Origin of the sequence: Rahnella sp. 2050 (assembly GCF_040544515.1) — a bacterium.
GTDB classification, from domain to species: Bacteria; Pseudomonadota; Gammaproteobacteria; order Enterobacterales; family Enterobacteriaceae; genus Rahnella; species Rahnella aceris.
In genome coordinates this window covers 1,440,847-1,454,161 of sequence record NZ_JBEPKE010000001.1, presented here as the reverse complement: position 1 = coordinate 1,454,161, position 13,315 = coordinate 1,440,847, and the positions used below count along the sequence as shown (strand labels likewise).

Here is a 13,315-nt window from a genome sequence, read left to right as displayed (position 1 = left end):
TGCAGAAGTACCTCACATGACACATCATCTGCGGCCAGGCCGACGGGTGGGAGAACGGACATGACAATTCAAATAAATACCGGGACAGCTGCGGTTGCAGGACGCAGAAAGATAAAGGCTTTACGCTGGTGGATGCTGGCGCTGTTTCTGCTCGGCGTGACGGTCAACTACGTCACCCGAAATTCTCTGGGGTTACTGGCGGCTGAACTGAAAACCAGCCTGAACATGACCACGGAACAATATTCTTACATCGTCGCGGCGTTTCAGGCGGCGTACACCATTTTCCAGCCGTTGTGCGGCTGGCTGATTGATGTAATTGGCCTGAAGCTGGGCTTTCTGATCTGCGCCTCAATCTGGGCGGTGGTTTGTATGCTGCATGCAGGGGCGGGCAGTTGGATCCAACTCGCCGTTCTGCGCTTCTTTATGGGCAGTGCCGAAGCGGCGGCGACTCCGGCCAACGCCAAAGCGATTTCCGACTGGTTCCCGCGTAAAGAGCGTCCGGTTGCCGCGGGCTGGGCAGGCGTAGGCTTCTCGATTGGTGCCATGCTGGCCCCGCCGATTATCCTGGTCGCGCACGTGTCATTTGGCTGGCGTGGTGCGTTCCTGTTCTGCGGCGTGCTGTCGATGCTGTGGGTTCTGCTGTGGTGGAAGTTCTACCATTCACCGGAAACGCATCCGAACCTGAGCAAAGATGAACTGGCGCTGATCCGTTCAGATAACGAGCCGCAACAAACGCGTCTGCCGTTTATCAAATCGCTGAAAATTGTCTGTAAAAACAAGAAATTCTACGGTATCGCCATTCCGGCATTTCTGGCTGAGCCTGCGTGGGCGGTGTTCAGTTTCTGGGTGCCGTTGTATCTCGCCAATGAACGTGGGATGGATTTAAAACACATTGTGATGTTTGCCTGGCTGCCGTTCCTGGCCGCCGACCTCGGCAGTATTGCCAGCGGCTATCTCACCACGTTGTACCGCAAAGTGTTTGGCTGCACCCGCATTAACTCCATCGTCGCCAGCTCCGTCACCGGCGCATTTATGATGCTGTCGCTGGCGCTGGTCGCCTTGACGCAAAGCCCGTATGCCGCCATCGCCCTGATTTCCATCGGCGGTTTCGGTCATCAGGTGATTTCCTGCATGCTGAGCGCCGTCGTGGTGGAGACATTCGATAAGAGCCAGGTGGCGACAGTTAACGGCATGCGCGGTTCTTCGGCGTGGATCGCCAGTTTCCTGTTTTCACTGCTGATCGGCGCCGTTGCCGACAAAATGGGTTTCAATCCGCTGTTTATCGCGATGGGTTTCTTTGATTTGATCGGCGCAGTCTTCCTGGTTGCTCTGATCGCTGAACGCCGCAATCCGGCAAAAAGGGAGAGTGTATGAAGACGTTAAAACACTGGGAGCTTGCCGGGCAGGATGAAGCAGGCGTGGATTTGCGGGTTGATGGTAAACATCTGTTTTCTCTGCGTGTGCTGGAACAGGGTTTAATCCGCGTATTCATCCAGCGAAACGGCGAGCTTGCGCTGGATCGTACCTGGAGTATCGCACCACAAAATGATGCACCATGGGAAGGGCGTGGCCGTCTGAGCAACGAAGGTTTTTCAGTGCCGGGCTATCAGCTCGAACAGGGCGACGATTGCCTGACACTGACCACTGAGGCGCTGCGCGTCACGGTGCATCAGCCGTTGTGGCTGGAGTGGGAATATAAAAATGAGGCCGGTGTCTGGCAGCCGCTGGTAAAAGATCGGAAAACCGGTGCATATATGCTCGGCGTGAAAAACGAAGCATCGGCGCACTATCAGCTGCGTGAGGCGCAGGATGGCGTGTACGGGCTGGGCGAGAAAGCCGGTGATCTCAACCGTAGCGGCCGCCGCTTTGAAATGCGTAATCTGGATGCGATGGGCTATAACGCCGCCAGCACCGATCCGCTGTATAAGCATATCCCGTTTACCCTGACGCGGCGCAATGGTGTCAGTTTTGGCGTTTTCTACGACAATCTCAGCAATGTCTGGCTTGATCTCGGCAATGAACTGGATAATTACCATCTGCCTTACCGTCGTTTCAGTGCCGAAGCGGGCGATCTGGATTACTACCTGTTTGTCGGCCCGACGTCACTCGACGTCACCAAAAAGCTGGTGCGCCTGACCGGTAAAACTACCTTTGGGCCGAAATGGAGTCTCGGTTACAGTGGCTCGACCATGTATTACACCGATGCGCCGGACGCTCAGCAACAGCTGATGAAATTCATCACGCTGTGCGAACAGCATGAAATTCCGTGTGATTCATTCCAGTTATCATCGGGTTACACCTCGATCGGCAACAAGCGCTACGTCTTTAACTGGAACTACGACAAAGTGCCTGAGCCGGAAGTGATGTCGAAAGCGTTTCTTGACGCTGGTATCCGTCTGGCGGCCAATATCAAACCTTGCCTGTTGCAGGATCACCCGCAATATGAACAGGTTGCTGAGCAGGGTTTATTTATCCGTGACAGCGAAAGCGACGTGCCGGAACGCTCAGTATTCTGGGATGACGAAGGTTCCCACCTCGATTTCACTCATCCTGCCGCTGTGTGCTGGTGGCAGAAAGGCGTGACGCAACAGCTGCTCGAAAAAGGCATCGGTTCGACGTGGAACGACAACAACGAGTATGAAGTCTGGGACAGCGATGCGCGTTGCCACGGTTTTGGCAAGTCTATCGCCATCAAACATATCCGTCCGGTGATGCCGCTGCTGATGATGCGTGCGTCGTTTGAAGCGCAGCAAAACTTTGCGCCGGAAATCCGGCCGTATCTGATTTCCCGCTCCGGCTGTTCCGGCATGCAGCGTTACGTGCAAACCTGGAGCGGTGATAACCGCACTAACTGGCAGACGCTGCGCTACAACACCCGCATGGGGATTGGTATGAGTTTATCCGGTTTGTATAACGTCGGGCACGACGTCGGTGGATTCTCAGGAGATAAGCCGGATGCCGAACTGTTTGTCCGCTGGGTGCAAAACGGCGTGATGCATCCACGTTTCACCATTCATTCCTGGAATGATGATCACACGGTGAATGAGCCGTGGATGTATCCGCAGGTGACGCCGCTTATTCGTGATGCCATCCGTCTGCGTTATCGCTTATTGCCTTATTTCTACACCTTGCTGTGGCAGGCTCATGCGGATGACGAGCCGATGCTGCGCCCGACATTCCTCGACCACGAGCACGACAAAAACACCTTCGCGGAAACCGATGACTTCCTGATGGGACGTGATTTGCTGGTCGCCAGCGTGGTGGATGAGGGGCAGCGTGAGCGTAATGTTTATCTGCCTGATAACGGAATGGGCTGGTGCGATTTCTATACCGGCGAATGGTTTGCGGGCGGGCAGACAATCACCCTCGACGCACCACTGGACAGATTGCCGCTGCTGGTGCGCGCCGGTGCTGCATTGCCGCAATCTTGCCGTCTGGCGCATGTTGAGGCCAGTAAAGATATGCTGCGTGAATTGCATGTGTATCCGGCACCGGGTCAGGTGACATCGTCAGGCATGCTGTTTGAAGATGACGGCGAAAGCCATCGCTGGGAGCAGAATCATGCGCTGTGGCTGAACTGGGATATCGCCAGTGACGATCAGCGAATCAACATCACGCTGACGCAGCGCGGTGATTTCAAACCAGCGTGGAAAACCCTGAGCATTGTGCTGCCGCAAGGCGAAACGCGTGAAGTTTGGGTGAATGGCGTGAAGACAAATAACTATAATCTGTAAGCTTTTCAATCTCCTCCCCCTGCGAAGGGGGAGGATGGGGGAAACCTAACGCTTATTTAACCGCACGTTTACGCACCTTCTTCTCTACCACAATCGATTTCACTTCACTTTCAATCCAGCCATCGGCCAGACGTGTTTTCAGTGTATCGCCCGGTGCAGTCTGCGTGGTTTTCTTCAGCAACGCGCCTTGCGGCGTGGTCGTCACGCTATAGCCGCGGGCGAGTGTCGCCAGCGGACTGACGCCTTCCAGTTGCGTACAGGCAGTACCGAAACGCTGACGGCTTTCGGTCAGTTGCGATGACATCGCCTGTTGCAGCCGGTACTGAAGCTGCTGAACCCGCTGCTGGGCGCGGTGAATACGCGGCTGCGGTTGCTGTTGTGTGAGGCGTTGCTGCAAACGGTCGGTGCGGCGCAGCATCTGACGCAGCTGGTTTTGCATGGCTTCATCAAGACGACGGCGCAATTTGAACAGCGCCGTTTGCTGACGCGCCAGACGTAAATGCGGATGCTGCTGTTGCAGGCGGTGATTCAGACGCGTGAAGCGCTGCGTCAGTTGTGCGAGATAATAATCCATCGCCATTTCGAGGCGCTGCTGCTGCGACTGGATCTGGCGCAGCAATTCCAGCTGATTGCGGCTGATCAGTTCGGCAGCAGCAGACGGCGTCGGCGCACGTAAATCAGCAACAAAATCGGCAATCGTCACATCGGTTTCGTGGCCGACGGCGCTGACGATCGGAATGCGGCTGGCAAAAATCGCCCGTGCCACGCGCTCATCGTTAAAGCTCCATAAATCTTCCAGCGAACCGCCACCGCGCCCGACAATCAGGACATCGACTTCTTCCCGAGCGTTAGCCAGCTCAATGGCGCGGACGATTTGCCCCGGCGCATCCGCGCCCTGAACTGACGTCGGATAAATAATGACGGGTAACGACGGGTCGCGACGCTTTAAGACATTTAACACGTCATGCAGCGCGGCACCACTGGCGGAGGTGATGACACCCACGCATTTGGCCGGTGAAGGCAGCGGCTGTTTAAACTGCGCATCAAACAGACCTTCGGCGGCCAGTTGCTGTTTCAGCAGATCGAATTTTTGCTGCAATAAACCGTCGCCGGCTTCCTGCATACTTTCGGCAATCAGCTGATAATCGCCACGTGGCTCATACAAGGTAATGGTCGCGCGGACTAATACCTGCTGGCCATTTTGCGGGCGGAACGTTGTGCGGCGATTCGTGTTGCGGAACATGGCACATTTGACCTGAGCGCGGTCATCTTTGAGCGTAAAATACCAGTGGCCGGAGGACGGCTGAGAGAAGTTTGAAATCTCACCGGAGAGCCAGACCTGACCCATTTCGTTTTCCAGCAACTGTCGGACCGTCTGATTCAGGCGGCTTACGGTAAAAATAGGAGGCGAAGAAGGTAGCGACATGTGATCCAGATCAAATTCAAAAACAGAGACTTAATCGAACGATACTACATGCCCGCAAAAGGTAATCAAGAAGTTTTTGAAATAGTTCTGGTCGAAATGCCTACTCACCTGTATACTCCCGCTGCAATATTTTATCTTTTCCGCATCCACCTTGGTGAGATATTGCCCATGCTACGTATCGCAAAAGAAGCACTAACGTTCGACGACGTTCTCCTTGTTCCAGCCCACTCCACAGTTTTGCCTAATACTGCCGACCTCGGTACTCAACTGACCGCTAAAATCCGTCTGAATATCCCTATGCTGTCCGCAGCGATGGATACCGTGACTGAAGCGAATCTGGCGATTGCTCTGGCGCAGGAAGGCGGCCTCGGATTCATTCACAAGAACATGTCTATTGAGCGTCAGGCGGAAGAAGTCCGTCGCGTGAAGAAGCATGAAAGCGGCGTTGTTGCTGACCCTAAAACCGTCACGCCATCGACCACTTTGCGTCAGGTTAAAGAACTCACTGAAATTAACGGTTTTGCCGGTTATCCGGTCGTGACTGAAGAAAACGAACTGGTCGGTATTATTACCGGTCGTGACGTGCGCTTCGTGACCGATCTGGAACAGCCTGTCACTGCGGTCATGACGCCGAAAGAACGTCTGGTCACCGTCAAAGAAGGCGAAGCCCGCGAAGTCGTGCTGCAAAAAATGCACGAAAAACGTGTAGAGAAAGCGCTGGTGGTTGACGCGCAATTCCATCTGCTCGGTATGATCACCGTAAAAGACTTCCAGAAAGCCGAACGTAAACCGAATGCCTGTAAAGATGAGCAGGGCAGCCTGCGCGTCGGTGCAGCGGTTGGTGCGGGCGCGGGCAACGAAGAACGTATCGATGCGCTGGTTGCTGCCGGTGTTGACGTCCTGCTGATCGACTCCTCTCACGGCCATTCCGAAGGCGTTCTGGAACGTATCCGCGCAACCCGCGCAAAATACCCGGATCTGCAAATCATTGGCGGTAACGTTGCAACTGGCGCAGGTGCTCTGGCACTGGCGAAAGCAGGCGTGAGCGCGGTGAAAGTCGGTATCGGTCCTGGCTCCATCTGTACTACCCGTATCGTGACCGGCGTGGGTGTTCCGCAAATCACTGCCGTTTCTGACGCGGTTGAAGCGCTGGAAGGCACCGGTATTCCGGTTATCGCTGACGGCGGTATCCGCTTCTCCGGTGACATCGCAAAAGCTATCGCTGCCGGCGCAAGCTGTGTGATGGTCGGCGGGATGCTGGCGGGTACTGAAGAATCTCCGGGCGAAATCGAGTTGTATCAGGGCCGTTCATACAAATCTTACCGCGGCATGGGTTCTCTGGGCGCGATGTCCAAAGGCTCTTCAGACCGTTACTTCCAGACTGATAACGCTGCTGACAAACTGGTACCGGAAGGTATCGAAGGTCGCGTCGCATATAAAGGCCGTCTGAAAGAGATCATCCACCAGCAAATGGGCGGTCTGCGCTCCTGTATGGGGCTGACCGGTTGTGCTACCATCGACGACCTGCGCACCAAGGCTGAGTTTGTCCGCATCAGCGGTGCCGGGATCCAGGAAAGCCACGTACATGACGTGACGATTACCAAAGAGTCACCGAACTACCGCATGGGATCCTGACCCTAAAGACAGCGAGCTAAAGGCTCGCTGTCTGCTTTTAAGATTGTTAGAAAATTTAACCTGTTGTTTTAACGCTTTTATTGCTTTCTGGAAAACGCCCCCTCATGAGCGAAAATATTCACAAGCACCGTATCCTGATCCTCGATTTCGGCTCCCAGTACACCCAACTTGTTGCGCGCCGCGTGCGTGAACTGGGTGTCTATTGCGAACTCTGGGCCTGGGACGTAACCGAAGCCCAAATCCGCGAATTCAATCCGAACGGGATCATCCTGTCCGGCGGCCCGGAAAGTACCACCGAGCATGACAGCCCGCGTGCACCAGACTATGTCTTCGAAGCCGGTGTACCGGTTCTGGGCGTCTGCTACGGCATGCAAACCATGGCGATGCAGTTAGGCGGCCATGTTGAAGGCTCTAACGAGCGCGAATTTGGTTATGCGCAGGTTGAAGTTCAGACTGAAAGTGCGCTGATCCGTGACATTCAGGATGCCCTGAGCGAGAACAACAAACCGTTGCTCGACGTCTGGATGAGCCACGGCGATAAAGTGACGGCCATCCCGTCTGATTTTGTGACCGTTGCCAGCACTGAGACTTGCCCGTTTGCCATTATGGCCAACGAAGAAAAACGCTTCTACGGTGTGCAGTTCCACCCGGAAGTGACGCATACCCGTCAGGGCCTGCGTATGCTCGAACGTTTCATCATGGATATCTGCGAGTGCGAAGCACTGTGGACGCCAGCAAAAATCATTGAAGATGCCGTTGAACGTCTGCGTGTGCAGATTGGCGACGATCATGTGATCCTCGGCCTGTCCGGTGGTGTTGACTCTTCCGTGACCGCCATGTTGCTGCACCGCGCCATTGGCGACCGTCTGACTTGCGTGTTCGTCGATAACGGTCTGCTGCGTCTTAACGAAGCAGATCAGGTGCTGGAAATGTTCGGTGACCGTTTCGGTCTGAACATCGTTCATGTCGCTGCGGAAGAGCGCTTCCTGTCTGCGCTGGCAGGCGTTGATGAACCTGAGGCCAAACGTAAAATCATCGGCCGCGTCTTTGTTGAAGTGTTCGATGAAGAAGCCTGCAAGCAGGATGAAGTGAAATGGCTGGCGCAGGGCACCATCTACCCTGACGTGATTGAATCCGCAGCCTCGGCCACCGGTAAAGCGCACGTGATCAAATCGCATCACAACGTGGGCGGTTTGCCGAAAGAAATGAAACTGGGTCTGGTTGAGCCGCTGAAAGAACTGTTCAAAGACGAAGTACGTAAAATCGGTCTGGAACTCGGCCTGCCGTATGACATGCTTTACCGTCACCCGTTCCCGGGCCCGGGTCTGGGCGTTCGCGTGCTGGGCGAAGTGAAGAAAGAGTACTGCGACCTGCTGCGTCGCGCCGATGCTATCTTCATCGAAGAACTGCATAAAGCCGACCTGTATAACAAAGTCAGCCAGGCCTTCACCGTCTTCCTGCCAGTCCGCTCCGTTGGTGTGATGGGCGATGGACGTAAATACGACTGGGTCGTTTCCCTGCGTGCAGTAGAAACCATCGATTTCATGACCGCGCACTGGGCACACCTGCCGTACGATTTTCTTGGCCGCTGCTCCAATCGCATCATCAACGAAGTCGACGGTATCTCCCGCGTTGTCTATGACATCTCGGGCAAACCACCGGCAACGATTGAGTGGGAATGATTTCGCGTCTGGCAACAGTCTGCACGCTAAAGCAATAAATACCTCTAAGCCCGCGTAAATGCGGGCTTTTTGATATCTGTCAGATATCAGACGGCCGTTTCAACCTTATCATGTGATTCTTTCCTGAGTTTATTCAACTGTACCTGTACTATCTTTAACCGGTGGTGCAAAACGATGCAGTGCTAATGGACGACGGATATCTATCGTAAAGGTAGTCGTATTCACTCTTATATTCAGGCCTTATAGTTTCTCTATGGAATCGAATCCTCACGCGCCGTTGGCCAGTTTTATTGATCTCATGATGGATGCTGTTTTTGCGGTTGATGCCCATGCCAATATCGTTTTTGCGAGTGCATCATGCGAACGTATCTTTGGCTATACGCCGAAAGAAATGATCGGCAAAAACATGTTTGACATGATGCTGCCTGAAGATCGGGAAATAACCCGAAACTCGGTGGTGGGGATCATGTCTGGCAATCCTCAGTTTCATTTTGAGAACCGTTACATTCATAAGAATGGACAAGTAGTCAACATCATGTGGACGGCACGCTGGTCACCGGCTGATCAATTGCGCATTGGGGTTGCCCGTGATATTACCGAACGCAAACGATCCGAATTGTTGCAATCTGCGCTTTATTCTATTTCTGAAGCTGCACATACCGCCGAAGATTTACTCAAGTTATTCCAGCGTATTCATGAGATCGTCGGCACGCTGCTGCCCGTCGATAATTTCTCGGTGACGCTCTACGATGATGAAACCGGTAAACTTAGCTTCCCTTATCATGTGGATCAGTTTCTGCCGAGGCCAGACCCCTTTACCCTGATCCCAGGTACGTTCTACGCAGAGATTATTCATACCGGTCTGCCGCTGCTGCTCACACCTGAAACGATGGTTGCCCGCATGGAAGAATTGCGGGTCTCTTTTGGCATGAATCCATTCTGCTGGCTGGGTGTTCCGCTCAAGTCGCATAAGGGCACGATTGGCGTGCTTATGGTCAAAAGCTACCCGGGGGGTGTGTGCTACAACGAACAGGATCAGGAGTTACTGCAGTTCGTTTCGACTCAAATTGCGACTGTCATTGAGCGTCAGCAAATGCAGGCTCGGCTGCAGTATATGGCGCAGTATGATCCACTGACCGACCTCCCGAACCGGGGTTTTTTGCATGACCGCCTGAAAGTCGCGCTCTCAACAGCACGTCGGGAGCAAGGTCAGTTGTCGCTGTTATACATTGATCTCGACAAATTTAAACAGGTTAACGATACGCTTGGCCATGGTATTGGGGATTTACTGCTGCAGGGGGCCGCTGCGCGCCTGAAGTTGTGTGTGCGCGAATCGGACACCGTCGCTCGTGTCGGCGGCGATGAGTTTGTGGTTTTGCTTCAGGGGGGTTCCTTACCCGCGTCTGCTCGGGTAGCAGAAAAAATCCGTGACGCTTTCAATCCTCCTTTTACCCTGGAAGGCCACAGTTTGACCATCACGCCCAGTATCGGAATCGCACTCTATCCGGAGCATGGTAACGATGAACGTCAGCTTCTCGAATATGCCGACAACGCCATGTATGTAGCCAAAAACGGCAAAGCGCATTGAGAAAATAGCGATCAAATGGGAATAAGTTTTAGAGACATCTGCTATTTAAAATCCACAAAACGCCAGTGTGATTAAATTATCCACTGGCATTTTTTATGCCTGAAATTCTCTCAGATCGTTATTTCAAATGCGCCGCAAACCCATTTTTCTCCGGCGCAATTTCCGGTTTCAATATCAGTGACGGAATAGCGTAATCGCCGCCATTCTGCTGGCGGAATGAAATGGGTGTCGCGCTTTCTAATGTATCCAGCCGGTGAGACATCTCCGCGCAAATTTGCGCATAGCGGGTTTCATCCATGCGTCCGGTGCGGTAGAACACCAGCGGCGGCAGTACGCTGAAGCCCGGATAGTGCAGGATGCCGTGATGGATCGGGAACAGCAGCTCGTCGATAGGGCCATTAATCCCACGCGCACTGTAATGCGGTTCCCACCCGCCGGTCGTGACCATCAGCATGGCGCGTTTACCGGCCATTTTGCCTTCTCCGTAACGGTCGCCCCAGTGCGTGTCGGAATGTTCACCGACACCGTAAGCAAATCCGTAGGCATAAACGCGTTCCACCCAGCCTTTCATAATCGCGGGCATTGAAAACCACCATAGCGGGAACTGAAATATCACGGTATCAGCCCACTGTAATTTTTCCTGTTCGGCGCCAATGTCATGGCTTTGCGTGCCATTCTGGTAAGCGCGCTGTGAATCCTGCGAAGGTTGAAAAGGCCCTGGTGAAGGCTCGGTGTTATCTCCGGCATCCAGCGCAGCTTTCCATTGCATGGCATACAAATCCGATATCTGCACATTGTGCCCGGCGGCCTGCAGGTGACTGACCGCAAAATCTTTCAGCGAGCCGTTCAGTGATTGTGATTCAGGGTGGGCATAGACGATCAATACATTCATGACGAATTCTCCGCTAAGTGGTAAACGCAGAGTAGGTTGTTGTCAGGTATAGTTGAAATGAATTGATCATATAGCAGGTATAGCGATGAGTAATTTCGGCCGTTTGGATCTCAATTTGTTGCTGACGCTGGATGTCCTGCTCGCCGAGCAAAACGTCACGCGTACGGCGCAACGCCGTAATCTTTCACAACCTTCAGTCAGCGTTCAGCTCGCGAAGTTGCGGGAATTTTTTGATGACCCTTTGCTGCTGCCGGGACCACGGGGGATGCGGCCGACCGCGCGTGCTGATGAATTACGTGAGCCGCTGCGACGGGCACTGGCCGCGCTGGAGCAGGCCGTGTCTGCGGGTGAAGTGTTTGACCCCTCGACGGCAAAGAATACCTGGAATCTGGGGGCGGCAGATTATGGCGAATCGACCATTGTGCTGCCCGCGTTACGGGCATTACGTAGAGCCGCACCTTCTGCACGGCTGGCTATTTTTGAAACGTCACCTGCGCGGATTATCCGCAAAATGGAGCAGGGTACGCTGGATCTCGCATTCCATACCGGCGAGGCGGTGATGAATGGCCTGCACAGCCGATTATTGTTTGCTGAACGTTATGTTTTGGTGAGCAGAAAAAGACATCCGCAGGTTAAAGGCGAGATATCGCGTTCAGCGTTTTGCGCACTGGAACATGTGATCGTTTCACCTGATGGTGGGGGTTTCTATGGCAATACCGACATCGCGCTGGCGGCCACTGGATTATCGCGCCGCGTCGTCATGTCAGTGCCGCATTTCCTGTTTGTCGTTCAGGTGCTGATGACCACTGATCTGGTGGCGATGTTGCCGGAACGTCTGGTACGTGGAAATCCTGCTTTGCAGGTTACTACACCGCCGCTGGATGTTTCGGGGTTCGAGATGTACATGGTCTGGCACGAGCGCGCTCATCGTGATCCTGCACATCAGTGGCTGCGTGAGTTTATCGCTGATTCAGTCTGAAAAAAGGCAGCCTTACGACTGCCTGTGTCTGACGGTGCGGAAAACCGGAACTTATTCGTTGAACAGCTTGGTATCATTCGCCAGGCTATCTACCACAACTTTTAAATCGTTGGCGGTAACTTTCTGTTTATCATTAGAAACTTGTTTACCGAATCCTTTACGCACGACTTTGATCACCGGTTTGCCAGTACTGGCGTCGATCAGCTCACCTTCGAAATACACTTCAGTGTCACGCGTGCGGTGGCCTGTCGCGGTTTGAGTTCCGGCAATAACCAGCGCGACCGGGACGACTTCATAGAACTGCAAACCTTCTGCCGACGTGTTCACACCGGTGATCGCACCTTTGAAAATCAATGTGCGCGGCCCTGCGTGATCTGTCAGTGGCAGGCGCTCTGCCAGTGCAGGTTTCATGCGGCTGTTGGCGTAATCCAGCACCCCCTGCAAGGTGGTTTTGTCGATCTGCGCCGTAGGCTGCGGTTCCGGGTAGAATTTAATCGGTTCGTATTTGATGTAAGAATAATTTTCTTTCTTAAACGAAGGATCGATCCAGCGCAGAACCGGATTTCCCCCAGCCGTTTTCACTTCCTTAAGGCCGGAATAATCGCCTAAAAAACCTGAGTATTTTTCCGTCTTGGTAATGTGGCTGGTACAACCGGCCAGGAACAGTGCGCCAGTCACTGCGGCGATCTGCATCAGTTTTATTGTTTTCATTCGTACCCTCGAAATATTTTAAGGAAGACCAAGTATGTATAGCACCGCTGCGGAATTTAACCTCTTAACGACAAAGAAAAATTGATATTCATCAGGATCGCGAAAATACGGTTCTGTGAGGTAATCATTTCTTCCTTAATTATTTTTTTGATGAATGAAACAAATAGTATTCACCTTTTGGACTGTCCCCCGTAGAGATGATGTTCCAGCCTTTTGACAGATAAAAAGCGACTGATTTTTTACTCTTTACTAAACATTTCAACGACCCCTGACGGGTAAACGTTTCTTCCGCAGCCTGAAGCAATGCTGAACCTGCGCCGGTTCCCTGATATTGCGGATCAACAAACAGGTTATGCAGGAAATTTTCCTGAGTGAAAATTGAGGCGAATCCCAGTAAATGTCCGTCACGTTCTGCCACCAGAATCGTCTCGCCGATCACTGCGCGGTCAAAATCTTCCAGCTGAAAATCGTCTTCCAGCCATGTCCAGGTATGCTTGCGTGAGGCCAGATACAACGTGCGTAAAAACGGGCGGTCTGCTTCTTCATAAGGACGGATCTTGAGAGTTGATGGCAAAACGTAATCTCCCTGAAAGCCAATTCTTAAAAAATAATTTCCGCATCTACTGATAGTGAGGATACGAAGGAGAAGACGTTATACTATCTATAAC

Annotated in this window: 10 protein-coding genes; 6 read left to right on the top strand and 4 right to left on the bottom strand. The window is 53.1% G+C overall.

Translation table 11 applies throughout. The features are described from left to right. Positions 1 to 60 precede the first annotated feature (60 nt). Together ABIC79_RS06425 and ABIC79_RS06420 are read left to right on the top strand one after the other, a co-directional pair. Entirely contained in the window at positions 61 to 1,374 is a 1,314-nt protein-coding gene (locus ABIC79_RS06425) for an MFS transporter (protein ID WP_112151285.1), read from the top strand. After that, the gene (locus ABIC79_RS06420; protein ID WP_354566638.1) at positions 1,371 to 3,734 is read left to right on the top strand and encodes a glycoside hydrolase family 31 protein; all 2,364 of its coding nucleotides are present in this window, start codon (positions 1,371 to 1,373) and stop codon (positions 3,732 to 3,734) included. Before ABIC79_RS06425 ends, ABIC79_RS06420 begins: the two co-directional genes overlap by 4 nt. Before the next feature lie 52 nt (positions 3,735 to 3,786). On the opposite strand, the gene xseA is transcribed toward ABIC79_RS06420, so the two are convergent. Continuing rightward, positions 3,787 to 5,160, bottom strand: a complete 1,374-nt coding sequence (xseA, locus tag ABIC79_RS06415) for an exodeoxyribonuclease VII large subunit (protein WP_013574383.1) — start codon at positions 5,158 to 5,160, stop codon at positions 3,787 to 3,789. Between the two features lie 168 nt (positions 5,161 to 5,328). Here xseA and guaB point away from each other — a divergent pair, with 168 nt between their 5' ends. The 3 genes from guaB (at position 5,329) to ABIC79_RS06400 (ending at position 10,065) form a co-directional block, all read left to right on the top strand. Further along, a complete protein-coding gene (gene guaB / locus ABIC79_RS06410) occupies positions 5,329 to 6,795 on the top strand; it encodes an IMP dehydrogenase (protein WP_015689478.1) in 1,467 nt (488 codons plus the stop codon). A gap of 104 nt (positions 6,796 to 6,899) precedes the next feature. Further along, positions 6,900 to 8,477 (top strand): glutamine-hydrolyzing GMP synthase, encoded by a 1,578-nt coding sequence (guaA, locus tag ABIC79_RS06405; protein WP_013574385.1) that lies wholly within the window; start codon positions 6,900 to 6,902, stop codon positions 8,475 to 8,477. A gap of 253 nt (positions 8,478 to 8,730) precedes the next feature. Next, entirely contained in the window at positions 8,731 to 10,065 is a 1,335-nt protein-coding gene (locus ABIC79_RS06400) for a sensor domain-containing protein (RefSeq protein ID WP_354566637.1), read from the top strand. 118 nt (positions 10,066 to 10,183) lie between these two features. Here the strand turns inward: ABIC79_RS06400 and ABIC79_RS06395 are convergent, their stop codons facing one another. Then, complete coding sequence (locus ABIC79_RS06395) at positions 10,184 to 10,957, bottom strand: NAD(P)H-dependent oxidoreductase (RefSeq protein ID WP_121019581.1); 774 nt, start codon at positions 10,955 to 10,957, stop codon at positions 10,184 to 10,186. Positions 10,958 to 11,042: 85 nt separating this feature from the next. On the opposite strand from ABIC79_RS06395, the gene ABIC79_RS06390 reads away from it, so the two are divergent. Beyond that, on the top strand, positions 11,043 to 11,936 hold the full coding sequence (locus ABIC79_RS06390) for a LysR family transcriptional regulator (RefSeq protein WP_013574388.1): 894 nt from the start codon (positions 11,043 to 11,045) through the stop codon (positions 11,934 to 11,936). Positions 11,937 to 11,987: 51 nt separating this feature from the next. Here the strand turns inward: ABIC79_RS06390 and ABIC79_RS06385 are convergent, their stop codons facing one another. Together ABIC79_RS06385 and ABIC79_RS06380 are read right to left on the bottom strand one after the other, a co-directional pair. Continuing rightward, positions 11,988 to 12,647 (bottom strand): DUF3313 domain-containing protein, encoded by a 660-nt coding sequence (locus tag ABIC79_RS06385; RefSeq protein ID WP_013574389.1) that lies wholly within the window; start codon positions 12,645 to 12,647, stop codon positions 11,988 to 11,990. Between the two features lie 139 nt (positions 12,648 to 12,786). After that, entirely contained in the window at positions 12,787 to 13,221 is a 435-nt protein-coding gene (locus ABIC79_RS06380) for a GNAT family N-acetyltransferase (protein ID WP_217192343.1), read from the bottom strand. Positions 13,222 to 13,315: the final 94 nt, after the last annotated feature.

Bases quoted from the DNA above. Each gene is read 5' to 3' on its own strand.
- ABIC79_RS06425 (WP_112151285.1), top strand. From the start codon at position 61: ATGACAATTCAAATAAATACCGGGACAGCTGCGGTTGCAGGACGCAGA.
- ABIC79_RS06420 (WP_354566638.1), top strand. From the start codon at position 1,371: ATGAAGACGTTAAAACACTGGGAGCTTGCCGGGCAGGATGAAGCAGGC.
- xseA (WP_013574383.1), bottom strand. From the start codon at position 5,160: ATGTCGCTACCTTCTTCGCCTCCTATTTTTACCGTAAGCCGCCTGAAT.
- guaB (WP_015689478.1), top strand. From the start codon at position 5,329: ATGCTACGTATCGCAAAAGAAGCACTAACGTTCGACGACGTTCTCCTT.
- guaA (WP_013574385.1), top strand. From the start codon at position 6,900: ATGAGCGAAAATATTCACAAGCACCGTATCCTGATCCTCGATTTCGGC.
- ABIC79_RS06400 (WP_354566637.1), top strand. From the start codon at position 8,731: ATGGAATCGAATCCTCACGCGCCGTTGGCCAGTTTTATTGATCTCATG.
- ABIC79_RS06395 (WP_121019581.1), bottom strand. From the start codon at position 10,957: ATGAATGTATTGATCGTCTATGCCCACCCTGAATCACAATCACTGAAC.
- ABIC79_RS06390 (WP_013574388.1), top strand. From the start codon at position 11,043: ATGAGTAATTTCGGCCGTTTGGATCTCAATTTGTTGCTGACGCTGGAT.
- ABIC79_RS06385 (WP_013574389.1), bottom strand. From the start codon at position 12,647: ATGAAAACAATAAAACTGATGCAGATCGCCGCAGTGACTGGCGCACTG.